This is a genomic window from Rhodococcus sp. AB351, assembly GCF_049538275.1.
Lineage (GTDB): Bacteria > Actinomycetota > Actinomycetes > Mycobacteriales > Mycobacteriaceae > Rhodococcus.
This window is the reverse complement of record NZ_JBMVFW010000001.1, coordinates 821044-840771: the sequence shown is the minus strand read 5'-3', so window position 1 is coordinate 840771 and position 19728 is coordinate 821044. Positions and strand designations below refer to the sequence as shown.

The 19728-nt window shown below is 67.3% G+C and carries 18 protein-coding genes and 1 pseudogene; 12 read left to right on the top strand and 7 right to left on the bottom strand.

All coding sequences use genetic code 11. The features are described from left to right. Nucleotides 1-85: 85 nt before the first annotated feature. Nucleotides 86-1540 (bottom strand): FAD-dependent oxidoreductase, encoded by a 1455-nt coding sequence (locus tag ACPCXD_RS03780; protein WP_423658476.1) that lies wholly within the window; start codon nt 1538-1540, stop codon nt 86-88. Between the two features lie 219 nt (nt 1541-1759). Here ACPCXD_RS03780 and ACPCXD_RS03775 point away from each other — a divergent pair, with 219 nt between their 5' ends. The 3 genes from ACPCXD_RS03775 (at nt 1760) to ACPCXD_RS03765 (ending at nt 4335) form a co-directional block, all read left to right on the top strand. After that, complete coding sequence (locus ACPCXD_RS03775; protein WP_423658474.1) at nt 1760-3253, top strand: MFS transporter; 1494 nt, start codon at nt 1760-1762, stop codon at nt 3251-3253. A gap of 100 nt (nt 3254-3353) precedes the next feature. After that, nucleotides 3354-3701 carry a hypothetical protein gene (locus ACPCXD_RS03770; RefSeq protein WP_088898864.1) on the top strand — a complete coding sequence of 116 codons (348 nt, stop codon included), beginning with the start codon at nt 3354-3356 and terminating at the stop codon, nt 3699-3701. After that, nucleotides 3694-4335 (top strand): Dabb family protein, encoded by a 642-nt coding sequence (locus ACPCXD_RS03765; RefSeq protein ID WP_253250122.1) that lies wholly within the window; start codon nt 3694-3696, stop codon nt 4333-4335. The genes ACPCXD_RS03770 and ACPCXD_RS03765 overlap by 8 nt, the downstream gene beginning before the upstream one ends. A 61-nt stretch (nt 4336-4396) precedes the next feature. On the opposite strand, the gene ACPCXD_RS03760 is transcribed toward ACPCXD_RS03765, so the two are convergent. Continuing rightward, nucleotides 4397-5317: an alpha/beta hydrolase gene (locus ACPCXD_RS03760; RefSeq protein ID WP_230825786.1), complete on the bottom strand. Its 921-nt coding sequence runs from the start codon at nt 5315-5317 to the stop codon at nt 4397-4399. Nucleotides 5318-5526: 209 nt separating this feature from the next. Between ACPCXD_RS03760 and ACPCXD_RS03755 the strand changes: the two genes are divergently transcribed. The 8 genes and pseudogenes from ACPCXD_RS03755 (at nt 5527) to ACPCXD_RS03720 (ending at nt 11775) form a co-directional block, all read left to right on the top strand. After that, a complete protein-coding gene (locus ACPCXD_RS03755; protein WP_088898861.1) occupies nt 5527-6501 on the top strand; it encodes an alpha/beta hydrolase in 975 nt (324 codons plus the stop codon). A gap of 114 nt (nt 6502-6615) precedes the next feature. Next, entirely contained in the window at nt 6616-7914 is a 1299-nt protein-coding gene (locus tag ACPCXD_RS03750) for an FAD-dependent oxidoreductase (protein ID WP_423658471.1), read from the top strand. Beyond that, a pseudogene (locus ACPCXD_RS03745) lies at nt 7880-7951 on the top strand (hypothetical protein); the annotation flags it as partial. The gene ACPCXD_RS03750 and the pseudogene ACPCXD_RS03745, both read left to right, overlap by 35 nt. 246 nt (nt 7952-8197) lie before the next feature. Next, the gene (locus ACPCXD_RS03740) at nt 8198-9112 is read left to right on the top strand and encodes an LLM class F420-dependent oxidoreductase (protein WP_423658857.1); all 915 of its coding nucleotides are present in this window, start codon (nt 8198-8200) and stop codon (nt 9110-9112) included. 47 nt (nt 9113-9159) lie between these two features. Then, entirely contained in the window at nt 9160-9549 is a 390-nt protein-coding gene (locus ACPCXD_RS03735) for a nuclear transport factor 2 family protein (protein WP_016695964.1), read from the top strand. A 78-nt stretch (nt 9550-9627) separates the two neighbouring features. Further along, entirely contained in the window at nt 9628-10122 is a 495-nt protein-coding gene (locus tag ACPCXD_RS03730; RefSeq protein ID WP_016695963.1) for a flavin reductase family protein, read from the top strand. A gap of 114 nt (nt 10123-10236) precedes the next feature. Then, entirely contained in the window at nt 10237-11226 is a 990-nt protein-coding gene (locus tag ACPCXD_RS03725) for an LLM class flavin-dependent oxidoreductase (RefSeq protein ID WP_423658469.1), read from the top strand. A 96-nt stretch (nt 11227-11322) separates the two neighbouring features. Further along, nucleotides 11323-11775, top strand: a complete 453-nt coding sequence (locus ACPCXD_RS03720) for a hypothetical protein (RefSeq protein WP_016695961.1) — start codon at nt 11323-11325, stop codon at nt 11773-11775. Between the two features lie 80 nt (nt 11776-11855). Here ACPCXD_RS03720 and ACPCXD_RS03715 read toward each other — a convergent pair whose 3' ends face one another. The 5 genes from ACPCXD_RS03715 to dnaK all read right to left on the bottom strand — a co-directional run bounded on the left by ACPCXD_RS03715 (nt 11856) and on the right by dnaK (nt 17685). After that, nucleotides 11856-13391 (bottom strand): FAD-binding protein, encoded by a 1536-nt coding sequence (locus ACPCXD_RS03715; RefSeq protein ID WP_423658467.1) that lies wholly within the window; start codon nt 13389-13391, stop codon nt 11856-11858. 202 nt (nt 13392-13593) lie between these two features. Further along, entirely contained in the window at nt 13594-13998 is a 405-nt protein-coding gene (locus tag ACPCXD_RS03710; RefSeq protein WP_423658465.1) for a heat shock protein transcriptional repressor HspR, read from the bottom strand. Then, a complete protein-coding gene (gene dnaJ / locus ACPCXD_RS03705) occupies nt 13998-15170 on the bottom strand; it encodes a molecular chaperone DnaJ (RefSeq protein ID WP_088898853.1) in 1173 nt (390 codons plus the stop codon). The genes ACPCXD_RS03710 and dnaJ overlap by 1 nt, the downstream gene beginning before the upstream one ends. A 32-nt stretch (nt 15171-15202) precedes the next feature. After that, the gene (gene grpE / locus ACPCXD_RS03700) at nt 15203-15847 is read right to left on the bottom strand and encodes a nucleotide exchange factor GrpE (RefSeq protein ID WP_423658462.1); all 645 of its coding nucleotides are present in this window, start codon (nt 15845-15847) and stop codon (nt 15203-15205) included. Beyond that, nucleotides 15844-17685, bottom strand: coding sequence for a molecular chaperone DnaK (gene dnaK, locus ACPCXD_RS03695; RefSeq protein ID WP_024101921.1), 1842 nt, complete (start codon nt 17683-17685; stop codon nt 15844-15846). The genes grpE and dnaK overlap by 4 nt, the downstream gene beginning before the upstream one ends. A gap of 386 nt (nt 17686-18071) precedes the next feature. Here dnaK and ACPCXD_RS03690 point away from each other — a divergent pair, with 386 nt between their 5' ends. After that, on the top strand, nt 18072-19709 hold the full coding sequence (locus ACPCXD_RS03690) for a flavin-containing monooxygenase (RefSeq protein ID WP_423658460.1): 1638 nt from the start codon (nt 18072-18074) through the stop codon (nt 19707-19709). Nucleotides 19710-19728: the final 19 nt, after the last annotated feature.

Sequence of the window (19728 nt, the reverse complement as noted above, 5' to 3'; positions counted from 1 at the left end):
CCGCGTGACAGTAAGCACTTTCGATCGCATCGAATCTGACGGATTCCGAAGAGCGGGAGGGTTTCCCGTCGAGATCGCCTGCCTTCTACCCACGTGCAGCGGCGGCACCTGCCCGACGGCCGAAGAAGCTGCCGTCGCCGAGACTGGCACCGCTCACGTAACCGCCGGCACAGACGCCTGCGGTGCACCGCCCGGCCGCGAAGAGACCCGGTATCGGCTCTCCCGAGATGTGCAGCACGCGGGAGTCCGTGTCCGTCTTCAATCCGCCCAGGGGGAACCCGCTCGTCATACCTCTCAGGTCGAATGCGGCGATCGGCGTTCCGATCGGCCGCACCCATTTCTCGTTCTTGGAGAACAGCGGGTCGGATCCGTCCTCGGCGTGCATGTTGTAGACACTCAGTGTCGAGGTCAGCGTTCCGGCAGGGAGGCCCATCTCCGCCTCGAGTTCTGCGGCCGTTTCACATACCCACGTCGGTTGCGGACCGGCCGACACCCCTCCCAGCACCTCGTCGTACGCGCGTTGATCGAGGATCAGGAAGGCTTCGTTGTTCTGATGGAAGAGCATCGCCTGCCCGATCCGCCCCGGATAGGTGTCTTCCGTGATGAACCGCTGTCCGTGCGCGTTGACGATGATTCCGCGCACCATGAGCTGAGGTGACGTGTGGACGGCGACCTCGGCAGCATCCATGTGCGCCGTCGCAGCACCGAGCGCTTGTCCGATCCGGATCGCCCGACCGTCGTGAGCGTCGATCGCAGATCCGGGCCGCCCGAGGAGGGCCGGCACGTGATCGCGCACCATCTCCTCGTCGAATGCGAAGCTCCCCATTGCGAGCACGACACCGCGGTGGGCGCGGATGGTGATCGTCGTGCCGTACCTGCGCGCGACCACACCCACGACCCGGCCGTCGTCGTTCACGACCACCGTCCGGACCCGAATGTCGTACTCTGCTTTCACACCCAGTTTCTCGGCTGTCTCGGCGAGGGGCTTCATCAGCATGTACCCGCCCCCGCGCTCACCGGTCTTCTTGTTGTCCATCTTCGGTAGATGTCCACGCGGAGCCGGAGGAATCACGCCCGCGAACGGTGCTGCGTTCTCGCCTCCGGAGTACATCAGCCCTTCGTCGTGCGCCGGCTCCCAGCCGGGCTCGCCCCAGAACTCCTCCTTGAACGGAACCCCGGCTTCGACCAGCCAGTTGTAGTGGTCGACACTGCCCTCGCAGTACGCGTCGACCTTTGCTTCGTCCACGGCGGGGCCCAGCGCAGCCTTCATGAATGCCTTCATGTTCTCGACCGTGTCGTCGAAGCCGCACGCCTTCTGCAACGGTGTTCCGCCGCCGAGGTAGATGAATCCACCTGCCATCGATGCTGCGCCGCCCCAACCGCCGGACCGCTCGAGGACGAGGACGTCGGCGCCGACACGCGCAGCCTCGACAGCAGCACTGACACCGGCAATTCCGTAGCCGGCGACAACGACGTCTGCGGAGAGATCCCACGTCGAGATCTCGGATTCGGGTACGGGACGCACGGAATCGTCGGACATCGTGTTCTCCTCGAAGTAGCGGAAGGGCACTCGGCCGCACGGTCCCACTCTTCCGGCGCAAATGGGACGAAGTCTCCCGCTCAGCGGTCGATGGGCGCCGCATCCACGGCGGTGCCGCCGACACTCGTCCCGAATCGGTTCGATCGGCGTGAACCGACGAAGAACGAACGTTTCACCGCATCGGGCGGTGAAACCACCCTCGTCTCAGGAGGACAACGGATGTCCGATCCCTCGACCCCGCCCGCCGATGATCGCCGCGACAGCGCAGTGGTGACCAGGTCCACGACCTTCGTCATCGCTGCCCTGGTCCTGGCGGAATGCGTGAGTGCCTTCGAAGCCGGGATGATCTTCATCGCCCTGCCACGGTTCGGCGAGATCTTCGATGCACCGGCCTCGACGACCGGATGGGCGGTGACCGCCTACATGCTCGTCGCCGCGACGACAGCGCTCGTGGGTGGCCGCCTCGGCGACATGTACGGCCGCAAGAAGGTCCTGATCATCGCGATGATGGTGTCGACACTCGGCTCCGTCATCAGCGTCTTCGGCGATTCGATGGGCGCGATCATCCTCGGCCGAGGTGTGCAGGGCGCCGCCGGCGCGATCCTGCCGCTCTGCTACGGGCTTGCACGAGAAGCACTCCCGCCGAGCAAGGTGGCCCTCGCTGTGGGATACATCAGCGGCGCGGCCCTGCTGGCCGGATCGGGTGGCTATTTCGTCGCGGGAGTACTGCTCGATGTGGCCGACTGGCACATGATCTTCGTCTTCGCCGCCGCGCTCGCCGTCGTGGCGTCCGTGGTCGCAGCGTTCGCCCTACCCGGCACCCACACGCGCACGGACCTCCCCCGGTTCGACTATCTGGGTGCTGCACTGCTGACCCCGGGCCTGGTGGCCCTCCTCTACGGCATCACGCAGGGACCGACCTGGGGTTGGGCCGGTTTCGGCGTTCTCGCCCTCATCATCGGGGGGCTCGTCGTCCTGAGTGTGTGGACCGTGTGGGAGTTGCGCCTGGCAGAGCCCCTCGTGAATCTCCGGGCACTGGCAACCAAGCGGATGACTCTCAATCTGATCGCCGTCGCGGTTCTGGCGCTCGGCCCGGTCGGAGCCGTCCAGATCGTCACTCCCCTGATCCTGCAGGCTCCGACCTCCATGCCCGTCGGACTCGGCATGTCGGCAACCGTGGCAGGTCTCATCGGCGGCATCGGGGCCATCGTCGGATTCGCGGCGTCCCCGATAGCGGGGATGGTCGCAGGGCGCTGGGGTGGCCGGACCGCGTTCTTCATCGGAGCAGCTCTGTTCGCCGTGGCCAACCTCCTGATTCTCGTGGGTCACAAGTCGCTGCCCGTCATGATCGCCGTCTTCGTCGTTGCCGCTGTGGCAACAGCGTTCGCCTACACCGGCTACCCGAAGATCGTCATCGAATCCGTGCCGGAGGACGTCACCAGCGTCACGACCGGAGTGCTGGCCACAGCCCGACAGGCGTTCTCCGCCATCAGCGTTGCGATCGTGTCGGTCATGCTCTCGCTGTGGACCGTGCCGGACACCACCATGCCGACATCGGCGTCGCTCGACCTGGCGGTCGGCTGGTTCGTGTTGTGCTCGCTGATCGTGGCGGCGATCTGTTTGTTCATCGGCCGGCCGCAACAGGCGCAGGCCGTCGACTCGCCTGTGAGCGACGGCCGGGACGACGCCGACATGTCCGGCGCCGCAGTCTGAAAGCGCACCCGGCGTGGGCCCGTTCGTTCCTCCGGGAAAACCCTCCCGCGAAGCGGGATACGGTCGTCCTGGGACTCCCCGACGACCGTAGGTTCTCGATATGGCAGACGAGAATATCTTCGTGGTCGACCGTGTGGTCACGAAACCGGGATGTGCACGTACGTTCGTCGACAGATACATCGCCGAATACGTACCGGGGGGACGTGGACGAGGAATGACACTCGACCGGATCCTCGTCAGTCCTCCGGTCTGGTCCGACGACGAAACCAACGTGGTCACCATCATGTGGTCGGTCGACGGCGTGAAGTCGTGGTGGAACATGACCCGACAGGGACGACGAGACCCCGAACTCGGACTGTGGTGGTCGGATATGGATCAGTACATCACCGAGCGCTCGCGGACGATGGCCGCCCAGGCCGCCGACATCGAAGGACTTGCCGATGTTTAACGTGGTCAGAGTTGTGCACTTCGACGAGTCCGCCAGCACTGCGGACTGCGCCGAATACGTCGACACCGTTCGGATCGCCGCCAAGGAACTCGACACGCTCGGACACTTCGTGGCTCCCACCCTGCCCGGCGTGATCAACGGTGGCAATGTCCTTGTGCACCTCCGTTTTCCTTCCGCAGAGATCGCCGCTCGCCACATCGGCGATTTCGACGTCACCCTCCGTACACCCCCCGCGATGTATGTGGACGGAGTCGGTTATCCGGCCTCCTCGGCGCACAGACGTCCGGACGAGCCGCACACGGTCTACCGCGCGCTTCTGGTGCGGGTCGACCCCGACGCCTCGGTCGAGGCCGTCGAGGAGTTCGAAGGTGACCTGTTGAAGATGCCGGGGTACATCCCCTCGATCGTCGCCTGGCGCCTGAGCCGGGTAGCGGATTCGGTGGGCCGTACCGAATGGACGCACGTGTGGGAGCAGGAGTTCACCGATCACGACGCTCTCATGGGCCAGTACCTGAATCATCCGGTCCACTGGAGCATCGTCGACCGCTGGTTCGACCCGGAGTGTCCGGAAGTGATTGTCCGCGAACGGGTGTGCCACACCTTCTGCTCCGTCGACGACATCGCCATCGAGTGAGAACGACGACGTCCTCGGACCATCGGTGATGGTCCGAGGACTCGTCTTCAGCAGGGTGCGGTCACTCGAACAGTGAGCGCATCATCTTCCAGATCTCCTGCCGTGCAGGCTCCGTCAGCGACAGCGACGGGAACGTCAGGAATCCGTGGAAGAGACCGTCGAATCGTCGATGCCGTACTTCCACACCGGCGTCCGCGAGTCGTTGCGCGTAATCGTCACCGGACGAGCACGGTGGATCGAGTTCGGCGGTGATCACGACAGCCTGCGGCAGTCCTGCAAGCGAATCGGCCCGCGTCGGGACCACTCGGGGATCGTCCCTGCCGTCCGGGGCGTACTGCTCCCAGTACCACTTCATCGCCTTGGTGGTGTTGTAGTACCCCGACCCGTACTTCCGGTACGACTCCGTGTCGAAGTCGTCGTCGATGACCGGATAGAACAGCGCCTGGCCGAACACTGCAGGCCCCCCACCGTCGCGCGCTGCGAGGGCGACGGTGGCGGCGAGGTTCCCCCCGGCACTGTCACCTGCGAGCACGATGCGCGTGGGATCTCCCCCGTACGTCGTGATGTTGCCGGCCGCCCATTCGAGTGCCGCGTACATGTCCTCGTGCGCTGCCGGCGCACGATGTTCCGGTGCGAGTCGGTAGTCGACGGACACGACGACGACGCCGACCCCCTCCGCCATCGAACGGCAGAACTCGTCGTGACTGTCGAGATCGCAGAACACGAAGCCACCACCGTGGGCGAAGACCACCACCGGAATCGCGCCCTCGGAACTCTCGGGCCGATAGACACGGAGCGCGAGGTCTCCACCGGGCCCGTCGATGGTGATGTCGTGGACATCCCGCATGGCGGGCAGGTGCTGAAGAGGTGCACGACGACTGCGGATCAGGTCACGGAGTTCCGGGGGCGGAACCGTGGTGACATCCGGAAAGCCCGCATCCAGGGCTTTCAGCATGGACTCGACTTCAGGATGCAATGACATGTGGGTCTCCTCGATGTGGTGCGTCCGGTCACGCTAAGACCGGGGGCGACAGGTCCGGAACCCGATCTCCCGACCAGCGGTCGACCGAAATACGTCACTTCAGTGGGACGAAGCCTTCGCTCGGACGGACCCGGCCACGAGGATGAGGAGCAGTCCACACCCGACGGTCACCGATCGACGGTGACCGGAGACCCGGAGGAAGCGACATCATGACCACCGCGCACGGTGCCACGTCCGCACCCGACGACGTCTACGACCCCGACGTGAGGAAGCTGGTCGAGGCGATCCGCGCGCGAGGCGTCGGTTCCTTGCGGGACACCGGGGTCGAAGCAGCCCGCCACTCCCTCGAGTCGATCGTCCGGCCCGCCGGCCCCGACATGCGCTCCGTGCAGTCCAGGGAACTCGCCGGACCCCACGGCACCGTTCCCGTGCGCATCTACCGCCCTCGTTCGGCGCCGGATCGACACGCACCCGCACTGGTCTGGTTCCACGGCGGCGGCATGATCATGGGCACCCTCGATTCGTTCGACCGGCTCGCGCGCGAGGTCGCCGAATCGACGCGGGCCGTGGTGATCAACGTCGACTACCGACTCGCCCCCGAACACCGCTATCCCGTGGCCCACGACGAAGCCTGGGCGGCACTCCGATGGGCACACGACAACGCTCACGATCTGGGTCTGGATCCGGACCGTATCGGGGTGGGCGGAGACAGCGCCGGCGGCGGGCTGGCCGCGGCCACAGCTCTCCGGGCCCGCAACGAAGGCGGGCCCCGGATCGCTCAGCAGGTACTGGTGTACCCCGGCCTCGAGCGCCGATGTGATCGACCGTCCATGCGCCACTTCGGCGACAGTCCCTTTCTCAGGGCCGAGGACATCGACTGGATGAAATCGCTGTATCTGGGCGATGATCCGGCAGAGGACGACGAGTACGGAACCCCGGTGCTGGCGACCGATCTGAGTGGGCTCCCTCCTGCGGTGGTGATCTGCGGCTATGCCGATCCCCTCCGGGACGGTGTGGAGGACTACGGACGACGCCTGCAGGAAGCGGGGGTGCCGACGGCCGTCATCCGCTATCCGGGGGTCGGGCACGGATTCTTCATGCAGACCCACGCACTGGCACGGGCCAGGGCCGCGATGACGGAGGTCGGTGCCCTGGTCGCCGCACGGTTCGCTCCGATCGCCTGATCCCGGAAACCCTCCCGGTGAGCAGACCATGACCGTCCCGGAGCCGTGAAACTCCTCGTATTTTGTCCGCGAGCGCGCAACCCGGTTCGCTCGTAGATGCCGAGGGAGGCAGCAATGTCCCGAGAACCCGGATCCCAGGTGGAACACGACGAGATCGAACACGCGGACGTCGTGGTGGTCGGGATGGGTGCCGCCGGTTGTGCCGCCGCTCTGGCCGCCCACGACGCGGGTGCCCGAGTGGTCGTACTGGAGAAGACCGGTCCCGGCGAGGCCGGCGGGAACACACGGGTATCGGGTGGCGGCTGGTTCCATCACGACGATCCCGAACGCGCTGCTGTGTATCTGCGCGCGCTGTGCGGCGACGATCGGCCCCTACCCGAGCCCGTCGTCCGAGCGTGGTCCCACGGAACCCGAGAGGTGTCCGCATGGGTCGAATCGCTCGGTGTCGAGGTGGGGCCGCACGGTCACTTCAACGCGGCCGGAGCGGAGTATCCCGAGCTGCCCGGGAGCGACTGCTACGGAGGATTGCGTTGTGTCGAGGGGACACTCGGCCAGGGTCGACTCTTCGCGGTCCTGGAGAAGGCATTGCACGATCGCGGCATCGACGTGCGGTACGAGACGCCCGTTGCGCGCCTGACGACCGACGCGCTCACAGGTTCGGTGACCGGCGTCGTCACCGCCGGCGGTGAACGGATCGACGCCGGGCGCGGCGTCGTGCTCGCCACCGGTGGCTTCGAAGGCGACCCCGAACTGGTACGCACTCACCTCGGACTCGAGGACGTGCCGGTGTGGGGAAGCACGGCCGCGACCGGTGACGGCCTCCGTATGGCACAGGAGGTCGGGGCGGATCTGTGGCACATGGACAACATGATGGCGGTCAACGGCATCACCGACCCGGCCTCCCGCCACGGCTACTTCGCGATGTTCGTCCATTCGCGTGGGGTGATCTGGGTCGACGACACGGGCCGTCGATTCGTGGACGAGTTCGTCCCGTCGGGGCACGGACAGGCGCTGATCGACGGGCGGTACGTTCTGCATCCGCATCGCCCCATGTGGGTCGTGTTCGACGAGAAGACGAGGTCGGCCGGTCCGATCAGCGGCTCGGCCGACATCCTCCCGGTCGGATGGAACGTGTTGATGAACGGTTATCGGTGGAGCTCCGACAACATGACGGAGATCGAAGCCGGCTGGATACGACGCGGCGACACGCTGGAAGAGCTTGCCGCGGTGACAGGACTGCCCGCAGATGCTCTCGCAGAAAGCGTCTCGGAGTACAACGCTGCATGCGCTGCGGGGGTGGACGAGCGCTTCGGGCGTTCCGCCGCCACGCTGGTGCCACTTCTCGACCCCCCCCTTCTACGCCTACCGCAGCGGACCGATGCTGGCGTGGACCAACGGTGGGCCTCGTCGTGACGAACACGCCCGTGTCCTCGCCACGAACGGCACGGTCATCGAGGGACTCTATGCCGCAGGCACGGTGAGCTCGACATTCAGTTGGGCCAAGGACGGCGGTTTCCACATTGCCGATGCGTTCGTGTTCGGCCGCATCGCCGGCGAACACGCCGCTCGTCGTATCGGTTGAGTCCGGAGACCGGGACGGTTCGTGCGTCCTGCGCCCGCCGCGCGCAGACTGCCCGGAGACGACGTTGCGAAGGAGTGTCCTGTCATGGCCCCTGTGCCGAACCGAGATCCGAAGGTGCGGATCGGAATCACCAGTCCGATCGTCACGCGACTTCCGGGTGCGTGCAACGAATGGGAAGCAACCGCCGGGATCGACGAACTGGCACGGATCGCGGTGACCGCCGACCGTTTGGGATTTCATCACCTCACCTGCAGCGAACACGTGGCCGTGCCGGTGCCTGTGGCCGAAGTCCGTGGCGGGACGTACTGGGATCCGTCGGTGACACTCGGCTACCTGGCGGGACGGACCGAACGGATCCGGCTCGCCACGCAGGTACTGGTGCTCGGCTATCACCATCCGTTGGAGATCGCGAAGCGCTACGGCACTATCGATACCGTCAGCGCAGGTCGGCTGATATTGGGCCTCGGCGTCGGCACGCTACGAGAGGAGTTCGATCTGCTCGATGCCCCCTTCACCGATCGTGGTGCGCGGGCGGACGATTCCCTGGCTGCGCTGCGTGCCGCACTCTCCGAGCGCGTACCGTCCTATCGCGGAAAGTATTTCGAGTTCTCCGACATGGTCGTGGAGCCCAACGCGGTACAACCGCGGGTGCCGCTGTGGATCGGCGGGCGTACACCACGCTCCTTGCGACGGGCGTGCGAACTGGCAGACGGCTGGGTTCCTTTCGGTCTGTCGTTCGACGACGTGCAGGCGATGCTGGCCGAGCGACAGGTGCAGTCCGGATTCGAGGTCGTGTTGCCGGCTGCGGGTCTGGATCCGCTCGGCGACCCGGACCGGACGAGAAGGAGGCTCGATCGCGCCGTGTCGGCAGGTGCGACGATCATCGGCGCCGGCGTGACCGCCGAGACGGTCGACCACTACTGCGAGCAGCTCGAGGCTCTCACGGAGCTGTACGGGGAGGCGTTCGGGAACGCCGCGGATCTCCCGCTGCGCGGGAGCGCGACCCCATATCCACCACGACGCGAATAACGTCGACGAAGTCGCCCCTTGACCATCATCAGATCCGAGGAACAGCTATGACCGTGTCCGAAGCAGACGCCCGCACCCAGCGCATCCGCACCACCGTGCACGCCTATCTCGATGCCGTGGCCGCGGGCGTGGCCGCCGATATCGCCGCCCTCTACGCCGACGACGCCACCCTCGAGGATCCCGTCGGCAGCGAACCGCGCGTGGGCCGGGCCGCGATCGCCGAGTTCTACAAGGGTGTCGAGGCCACCGAGAACACCACCGAACTGCTCACGCTCCGGATCGGCGGGTCGACCGCGGCCTTCCACTTCCGTGTGGTCACGAAGGCGGGCGAGCAGACCTACGAGATCGAACCCATCGACATCATGACGTTCGACGACGAGGGGCGAATCACCAGCATGCGGGCGGTCTGGGCACCGAGCGACATGCGTGTTCGCTGACCGGTGGACGGGGCACGGTTCGCCAGCCCCCGCCACGGTGACGGACACTGGAACGAACGCCGATCGATTGGAGCTTCGATGACAGCGGAACACGCGGTACTGGATCCCCGACGGATCCGCGACGTGATGGGCAACTTCTGCACGGGTGTCACGGTGATCACCGCGCTCGACGGCGACGAACCGCTGGGATTCGCATGCCAGTCGTTCGTGTCGGTCTCGCTGGACCCGCCGCTCATCTCGTTCTGTCCCGCCCGCACGTCGACGACCTGGCCCAAGATCCGCGAGGTCGGCACCCTGGCAGTCAACGTCCTGTCCGAGAGCCAGCGCACCCTGTGCGGCGCGTTCGCGGTGAGCGGCGGTAACAAGTTCCGCGGGGTGCGGTGGGAGCCGGGCGACAACGGCGCTCCGGCGCTCGAGGGAGCCCTTGCGCGGGTCGAGGCGACCGTGGAGACCGAGTACGAGGCCGGCGACCACACGATCGTGCTGGCCAGGGTCACGGGGCTGACGTCGCTGCACTCCCGCGGTCCGCTCCTGTTCTTCCAGGGCACGTACGGCGGTTTCGAACGGCGGTGACACCGAACGTCGGCGATGCGGAACGACGGGTGAGGGAATAGACGGTCACCGGTCGAGGTTGCTCCGAAGGTGTGCCCGGCGGCCGATACCGGGCCCCGACGCGAAGGATTACCGGTGACCGTTCCCCTCTCCATCCTCGACCTCGCACACATCGGCAAGGGTGAGACCGCCCGTGAGAGCTTCGACGCCAGCGTGAAGATGGCCCAGCTCGCCGAGCAGTGGGGTTACCGGCGAATCTGGTACGCCGAACACCACAACATGCCGACGATCGCCTCGTCGGCGACGAGTGTGCTCATCGCGCACGTCGCCGCGCACACCTCGTCGATCCGTCTCGGCGCCGGCGGCATCATGCTGCCGAACCACTCGCCGCTGACCATCGCCGAACAGTTCGGCACCCTCGCCACCCTGCATCCCGGCCGCATCGACCTCGGTCTCGGGCGCGCCCCCGGCAGCGACCAGAAGACCATGCGGGCGCTGCGCCGCGACCCGACCTCCGCCGACACCTTCCCGCAGGACGTCCTCGAACTGCAGGCCTACCTGAAGGGCGAGTCGCGGATCCCGGGAGTCGACGCGATCCCCGGTAAGGGCACCGACGTTCCGCTGTACATCCTGGGCTCGTCGCTGTTCGGCGCGAAACTCGCTGCCCTGCTCGGTCTTCCGTACGCCTTCGCGTCGCACTTCGCGCCGCAGGCCCTCGAGGACGCGGTGCGGCTCTACCGCCGCGAGTTCCAACCCTCCCCCGATCACCCGGAGCCGCACGTCATCGCGGGTGTCGGTGTGATCGCCGCCGATACCGCCGAGGAGGCGCAGTCGCTGTTCGAGGCGACCAAGCGGGCGCGGGTCGTCCAGATGGTCGGACGCGGGCGCACGTTCACCGAGGAGGAGATCGACATGCTGCTCGACTCCCCCGCCGGCATGCAGGTGCTCGAGATGCTCCGGTACACCGCCGTGGGTACGCCGCAGGAGGTGCGCGACTACCTCGACCGGTTCACCGAGCGCGCGCAGGCCGACGAGCTGATCGTCGTGTCGTCGGCTCCCGGACGCGACGCGTGGCTGCGCTCGCTGGAGCTTGTTGCGCAGGTCAGCGACCTCGTCCCGGCCTGATCGCCGAAGACCGACGGATCGGGCTACCGACGGGTACACTTCAGCGGCCGGCCAGGCACGGCTGAGAACCACGAGTCGTCAACCGCCAGGAGCACGATGAAGTACCGCACCCGCGCTGTCGCAGCGGCAGTTCTGACCGCTGCGGCGGCGATCACCGCACCGGCCACTGCGGCCGCCGATTCCCTGCCCACCGACGGGCCCACGATCACGCTGACGATCCACAACGACACCGACGCGCCGATGGTGCTCACGTCGACCGAGAACCCCTACGGCAGGTGGGTGGACGAGCCGGCCACCGTGGTGCCGGCCCGCTCCACCGAGACGGTCTCAGCGAGCAGCGCCGACCGGCGCGGGTTCGGCATCCAGATCGACTACACGATGCCCGGCGACGCGACCGTGGCGCTCATGGCCAACAACTACGGCACGGGCGTCGCGAACGGCGACGGCACCCACATCGCAGGTGCCAACCGGCACGGCTTCGAGGTCGCGACCACGGTGGAGGACGGATATCCGTTCATGACAGCGGACTTCGCCGTCACCCGACCCTGAGACGACGAACCGGGCCCGGAAGGATACCTGCGTATCCCTCCGGGCCCGGTTCGTATGTGCGTCGGCGTCGCGCCTCTGTGTCAGCGTCCCGCCGCGTCCATCACGGACAGGTGCGCGAACAGCGCGCTCGCGCCGATCGGGTTGCCGCCGCCGGGGTAGACGGTGCCGCTCGGTGCGGCCATCGTGTTGCCCGCCGCGTACAGGCCGGGGATCGGAGCGCCCTCGCTGTCGAGCACGCGCCCGACGGTGTCGGTCCGCAGACCGCCCTTGGTGCCGAGGTCGGAGATGCCGAACTGCGCCGCGTGGAAGGGTCCCTGTTCGATGGGGACCAGTGCGGAACCACCGCCGGTGAAGGCGAGATCGTAGGGTTCGTCCCCGCGACCGAAGTCCTCGTCGACTCCCTTCGCGGCCAACTCGTTCCACCGCGCAACGGTCGCCTTCAGGGCTTCGGCGGGCACACCGATCTGCTCGGCGAGTTCCTCGAGGGTGTCGGCGGTCTTCCACAGTCCCGCGTCGACGTACTTCTCGGTCTCGACGAGAGGCACGTTCGTCGCCCCGACCGGGGGGACCTCACCGTTCCGGTCGTCGTAGATCATCCAGAACGGCACTGTCATCTCGCCGCGCTCCATGCGGGCGATGACGTCGCGGCCCAGTCGGTCGTAGGGCGCGTACTCGTTGGTGAACCGCGCACCGTCCTGGTCGACGAAGATACCTCCGGTGAAGCACAGCGCGAACGCCGAGCGTCCGTCCGGGTGGGTCAATCCCGGCGACCACCAGGCCTGATCCATCAGATCCACGTCGGCGCCGACGGCGATGCCCGCCTCGTGTGCCTTGCCGAGATTCGACCACGGGCCCATCGAGTCCCGCGCGGCGCCGGGCACCCCGTACTTGCCGCGCATCTCGTCGTTCTGATCGAAGCCACCGGCGGCGAGGACGACGCCCTTGCGCGCGCGGATCGCCCGTCGCTCGCCGTCGTGCTCGACGATCGCGCCCACCACGGTTCCGTCCTCGACGATCAGTTCCTCGAGCGGGGTGTTCCGGTACAGGTTCACGTTCGGGTACTTGCGCAGGGCGATGAGGAATCGTCCGACGAGCGCGCGACCGCCGATGAGCATGTCGGGCAGGGGTTCGCCGTTGCGTTCGCGGCCGAGCGGGCCGCGGATCGACTCGTTGAGCTCGGGATCGGCGGCGATGGGCAGCGGCGACGGGACGATGTGACGTCCCTGGGCACGGGCCTTGGGCGCCTTGCCGAAGTAGTCGGGCCACGGGTAGACCATGAATTCGAGGTCGTCGTCGGACTCGAGATAGTCGATCAGCGGGGCGCCGCCGCGGACGTAGGCCTCCTGCAGTTCGCGCGGGGTGCGGTCGCCGACGACCGCGTGGTAGTAGGTCAGCGCGTCCTCGAGGGTGTCATCGTCACCGGCGCGCTGCAGGACCGCGTTGGTGGGGAACCAGACGCCCCCGCCCCCGGAATACGCCGTGGTGCCGCCGAAGTACTCGGACGCCTCGACGAGGATCACCGAGAGTCCCTCGCGGGCGGCGGTATACGCACCGCAGGCACCTCCGGCTCCCGACCCGACCACGAGGACGTCGCATTCTTCCGCCCACTCCGCCATGACTGTTGCCTTCCGTCGACCGTTCGTGTGGAACACGCCACACTAGGCAGATTGCGAAGGGTCGTGACACGAATATCTCGCTGTACGGGAGGAATTGTCCGCTCGGGCGCGCTCGACCGCGGTGCGGTCAGTCCCGCTCGACCGCGGTGCGGTCAGGCACGCTCGACCGCGGTGCGGTCAGTCCCGCTCGACCGCGGTGCGGTCAGTCGCGTCTGTTGCGCGGCTTCCACACCACGAGGGCGTTGCTGCGCGGAATGGGCACCAGATCGCCGCGTGTCGAACGCAACTGGGCGACCTCGGCGTGGAGTTCGGCGACACGCTGCTGCAGCGCCTCGACCTGGTTGGTCAGCTCTATGATCCGTTTGACCCCGGCGAGGTTGACACCTTCGTCCTGGGAGAGGCGCTGCACTTCGCGCAGCAGTTCGACGTCGCGCGGCGAGTACCGGCGGCCGCCGCCGCTGGTGCGGTGCGGGGTGACGAGTCCGAGCCGGTCGTAGTTACGCAGCGTCTGCGCATGCATCCCGGCGAGTTCTGCCGCCACCGAGATGACGTAGACGCGCGCATCGGGGTCCGGTGACAGATCCCGCGGCATTCTCGTCTCGCTCATCACGCACCTGCCCATCCCTCTCGAGGATCGAAACCGCTTGCCTCTTCTGCACGAAGATAGTTGTGCAGCGCTTCCGTCGCCTTCTCGTCGAGATTCTGCGGGATCGCGACCTTCACCGTGACGAGAAGATCACCGGCGCCACCCCCGCGCTTGGGGACGCCTCGTCCGCGGACCCGCAGGACCCGGCCGTCGGCCGTTCCCGGCGGGATCTTCAGCCCGACGCGGCCGTCGAGGGTCGGCACCGAGACGGTGCCACCGAGGACGAGTTCGCCGTAGCTGACGGGCAGCACGAGGGTCAGATCGTCGCCCTCACGACCGAACACGCGGTCGGGGCGCACGTGCACCGTCACGAACAGGTCGCCGGACGGGGCGCCGCGCAGACCGGCCTCGCCCTGACCGGCGAGACGGATACGCGAACCGTCCTTGATGCCCGCGGGAACCCGCACGGTGATGGTGCGGGTGCGGTTCTGCACGCCGGTACCGCGGCAGTCGCTGCAGGGGTTGTCGATGATCGATCCACTGCCCCGGCAGTCGTCGCACGGTTCCGAGAATCCGAACGCGCCCTGGTTGCGGGAGACCACACCGCTTCCGTTGCAGTTCGGGCAGACCCGCGGGCTCGTTCCCGGCTGGGCACCGCTGCCGTGGCAGGTGGTGCACGGCGCCGGGCTGGTCATCCGCAGGGGAACCGTGACGCCCTGGACGGCGTCGCGGAAGTCGAGCGTCGTCTCGGTCTCGACATCGGATCCGCGGCGTGGACGCGAACGGCCGGCGGTGGAAGCAGTGCCGCCACCGGCGCGGTTGAACAGGCCACCGAAGAGGTCGCCGAGCCCACCGTCGCCGCCGCCGCCGAACAGGTCGCCGATGTCGAAGGTCGCTCCGGTGCCACCGGAGAATCCGCCGGCGCCGGGACGGAAGCCACCCGGCATGCCGCCGGAGGCGAACAGGCGCCGGGTCTCGTCGTATTCCTTGCGCTTGGCGGGATCCGACAGGACGGCGTTGGCCTCGCTGACGGCCTTGAAGCGTTCCTCGGCCTTGGTGTCACCGGGGTTGGCGTCGGGATGCAGGTCCCGCGCCAGTTTCCGGTAGGCCTTCTTGATCTCGTCCTGCGTTGCGTCGGGGGAGACGCCCAGGTCCTTGTAGAAGTCCTTCTCGATCCACTCCCGCTGGCTCACCGGGCGTCTCCTCCTCTCGCGTTTTCTTGTTCTTACTCTGTGCCCGGCTCGGCCGACGGCGCGTCACCCGGCGTGTCCGCCGGATCGCCGTCGGTGACCGTCACCATCGCGTGCCGCAGGATGCGGTCGCCGAAGCGGTAACCCTTGCGGAGCACCGTCCCGAGCACCGGGTGGTGACCGTCGCCTTCCATCTGGACGGCCTCGTGCAGCTCGGGATCGAAGACGTCGCCTTCCTCGCCGAACGCGACGAGTCCGACACTGTCGAACACACCGGTCAGCTTGCCGGACAGTGCCTTCAGCGGACCCGTCTCCAGGTCGCCGTGGGCGCGTGCCCGGTCGAGGTCGTCGAGGACGTCGAGGAACTTCGCCGCGACGGAGGCCTTGGCCTCCTCCGCGATCGCCGTGCGCTGCGCCTCGGCGCGGCGACGGTAGTTGGCGTACTCCGCGCTCACGCGCTGTAGGTCGGCGGTGCGCTCGGCGAGTTCCTTCGCCTCCTGCGACTGTCCTTCGGTCCGCTCGGCCTTCTCGGCGTCGCCCTCCGCAGGAACCGACTCGATCACCTCGCCCTCCTCGGCGCGCGGCTCCTCGGCGGGGTCGCGCACCTCGAAGGTCTCAGGGTCGATCCGCCGCTTGTCGGTGACGGTCACCGGTTCCTGCTCGGGCTTGTCGGCACTCACTTCTTCTCCGAATCGTTCGGCTCGTCGACGACCTCGGCGTCGACGACGTCGTCGGCACCTGCGGCCGCGCCGTCACCGGCAGCGGCACCCTCGGCGCCCTGCGCCTCGTAGATGGCCTGGCCGAGGGCCTGCGACTCGGTCGCGAGCTTCTCGACGGCGGCCTTGACCGCGTTGATGTCGGAGCCGGCGAGGGCGTCGTTGGCTTCCTTGATCGCAGCCTCGACCTTCTCCTTGACGTCGGCCGGGACCTTGTCCTCGTTCTCCTTGATGAACTTCTCGGTCTGGTGCACGAGCGACTCGGCCTGGTTGCGGACCTCGGCCTCCTCGCGACGCTTGCGGTCCTCCTCGGCGTGCGCCTCGGCGTCCTTGACCATCCGGTCGATCTCCTCCTGGGACAGGCCGGAGCCTTCCTGGATCTTGATCGTGTTCTCCTTGCCGGTGCCCTTGTCGCGGGCGGTGACGTGGACGATGCCGTTGGCGTCGATGTCGAAGGTCACCTCGATCTGCGGGACGCCACGCGGAGCCGGCGCGATGCCGCCGAGCTCGAACGAGCCGAGCAGCTTGTTGTGCGCCGCGATCTCACGCTCGCCCTGGAAGACCTGGATCTGCACCGACGGCTGGTTGTCGTCGGCGGTGGTGAAGGTCTCCGACCGCTTGGTGGGGATCGTGGTGTTGCGCTCGATGAGCTTGGTCATCACGCCGCCCTTGGTCTCGATACCCAGCGACAGCGGGGTGACGTCGAGCAGCAGCACGTCCTTGACCTCGCCCTTGAGGACGCCGGCCTGCAGGGCTGCACCCACGGCGACGACCTCGTCGGGGTTCACGCCCTTGTTGGGCTCGCGGCCACCGGTGAGCTCGCGCACCAGGTCGGTGACGGCGGGCATACGGGTCGAGCCGCCGACCAGCACGACGTGGTCGATGTCGCCGACGGAAATGCCGGCGTCCTTGACGACCTGCTGGAAGGGAGCGCGGGTGCGCTCGAGGAGGTCGCCGGTGATCTTCTGGAACTCCGAGCGGGTGAGCTGCTCGTCGAGGAACAGCGGGTTCTTGTCCGCGTCGACGGTGATGTACGGCAGGTTGATCGAGGTCGACTGCGAGGACGACAGCTCGATCTTGGCCTTCTCGGCAGCCTCACGCAGACGCTGCATGGCCATCTTGTCCTTGGTCAGGTCGACGCCGTGCTGTGCCTTGAACTTGTCGACGAGCCAGTTGACGATGCGCTCGTCCCAGTCGTCGCCACCGAGGTGGTTGTCGCCGGAGGTCGCGCGGACCTCGACGACACCGTCACCGATCTCGAGGAGGGAGACGTCGAAGGTGCCGCCACCGAGGTCGAAGACCAGGATGGTCTGCTCCTTCTCGCCCTTGTCGAGGCCGTAGGCGAGGGCAGCCGCGGTGGGCTCGTTGACGATGCGCAGGACGTTGAGGCCGGCGATGGTGCCGGCTTCCTTCGTGGCCTGACGCTGGGCGTCGTTGAAGTACGCCGGGACGGTGATGACCGCGTCGGTGATGTCCTCACCGAGGTAGGCCTCGGCGTCGCGCTTGAGCTTCATCAGCGTGCGGGCGCTGATCTCCTGCGGCGTGTACTTCTTGTCGTCGATGGCCACGGTCCAGTCCGTGCCGATGTGGCGCTTGACCGAACGGATGGTGCGGTCGACGTTGGTGACCGCCTGGTTCTTGGCGGGCTGGCCCACCAGAACCTCACCGTTCTTCGCGAATGCGACGACGGACGGGGTGGTGCGGGACCCCTCGGCGTTGGCGACCACAACGGGCTCGCCGCCTTCCAGAACGGAAACGACCGAGTTGGTGGTTCCGAGGTCGATGCCGACCGCACGAGCCATAATTTTCCTCCAATGTTCCTGCCGCGACGCGTGCGCGCCGCGAAAACGTTCCATGCCCGACCTGAGCCCGTTCGACTCAGGTGAGCGCGGTCGACTCAAGCCTGCACCCGAGCGGTCCACGCCGTCAAGTGAAGTTGAGTCTCATGCGCTCAAGTTGTCTGACTCGTCCAACGGCAGGTCGTGGACTTTTGTTCCGAGCGTGACACAGATCACGTAGACGTCGGGATCGCGCTGTTCCGCTCGCTCCACCGCGTCCGCGGAAACGACCCGCTGGGCGGGAGAGACCGGTGCCCCGCCCGTTCCCGCAGCCCTAGCGTGAGGCCACTTCATGAACCTCCGTGTCCGTTCCGGGACCGGACCGTTCGCGCTCGTGGAAGGACTCCAAGTTGAACGGACAGCATTTCCGATCCGTCGTCACCGCACCCGAGGCCACCTCGTACGACGTCGTCGTGGTCGGGGCCGGCATCGCCGGTCTCTACGCGATCCACCGATTCCGCAGCCAGGGCCTGACGGTCCGCGCGTTCGAGGCCGCGTCGGGGGTGGGCGGGGTCTGGTACTGGAACCGCTACCCCGGCGCGCGCTGCGACGTCGAGTCGATCGACTACTCCTATTCCTTCTCCCCCGAACTCGAGCAGGAGTGGAACTGGAGCGAGAAGTACGCCACCCAGCCCGAGATCCTCGCCTATCTCGAGCACGTCGCCGACCGCTTCGACCTGCGCCGCGACATCCGGTTCGACACCCGCGTCACCTCCGCGGTCCTCGACGAGGACACCCTGCGCTGGACCGTGCGCACCGATCGCGGTGACGAGGTCTCGGCCCGCTTCCTCGTCGTGGCCGCGGGGCCGCTGTCGAACGCGAACACCCCGGCATTCGACGGCCTCGACCGCTTCACCGGCGAGATCGTCCACACGGCCCGCTGGCCCCACGACGGCGTCGATCTCACCGGCAAGCGCGTCGGCGTGATCGGCACCGGATCGTCGGGCATCCAGTCGATCCCGATCATCGCCGAGCAGGCCGAGCGGCTGTTCGTCTTCCAGCGCTCGGCGAACTACAGCATCCCCGCCGGCAACGTGCCGCTCGACGACGCCACCCGCGCCGAACAGAAGGCGAACTACGCCGAACGGCGCCGGCTGTCACGGGAATCCGGCGGCGGCTCCCCGCACCGGCCGCACCCGAAGTCGGCACTCGAGGTCTCCGAGGACGAACGACGCGCCGTCTACGAGGAACGCTGGAAGCTCGGCGGCGTCCTCTATTCCAAGGCGTTCCCCGATCAGCTCACCGATCCCGCCGCCAACGACACCGCCCGTGCGTTCTGGGAGGAGAAGATCCGCGCGGTCGTCGACGATCCTGCGGTCGCCGAGCTGCTGATCCCCAAGGACCACGCGATCGGCGCCAAGCGCATCGTCACCGACAGCGGGTACTACGAGACGTACAACCGTGACAACGTCGAACTCGTCGACCTGCGCAGCACGCCGCTCGTGGGCATGGACGAGACCGGCATCGTCACCACCGGCGCGCACTACGACCTCGACGTGATCGTCCTCGCGACCGGCTTCGACGCCATGACCGGTTCGCTCGACAAGCTCGAGATCGTCGGCCGCGGTGGCCGCACCCTGAAGGAGAAGTGGGCGGCCGGCCCGCAGACCTATCTCGGACTCGGCATCGACGGCTTCCCCAACTTCTTCAACCTCACCGGTCCCGGCAGTCCGTCGGTCCTCGCGAACATGGTGTTGCACTCCGAACTCCACGTCGACTGGGTCGCCGACGCGATCGCCTATCTCGATGCGCGCGGCGCCGCCGGTATCGAGGGCACACCGGAGGCCGTCGCCGACTGGGTGGAGGAATGCCGCAACCGGGCCGAGGCGTCGCTGCTGAACTCCGCGAACTCCTGGTACCTCGGTGCGAACATCCCGGGGCGGCCCCGTGTGTTCATGCCCTTCCTCGGCGGCTTCGGCGTCTACCGCGAGATCATCACGGAGGTGGCCGAATCCGGTTACAAGGGGTTTGCGATCCTCGAGGGCTGACGCCCCGGACGGAGGGTTC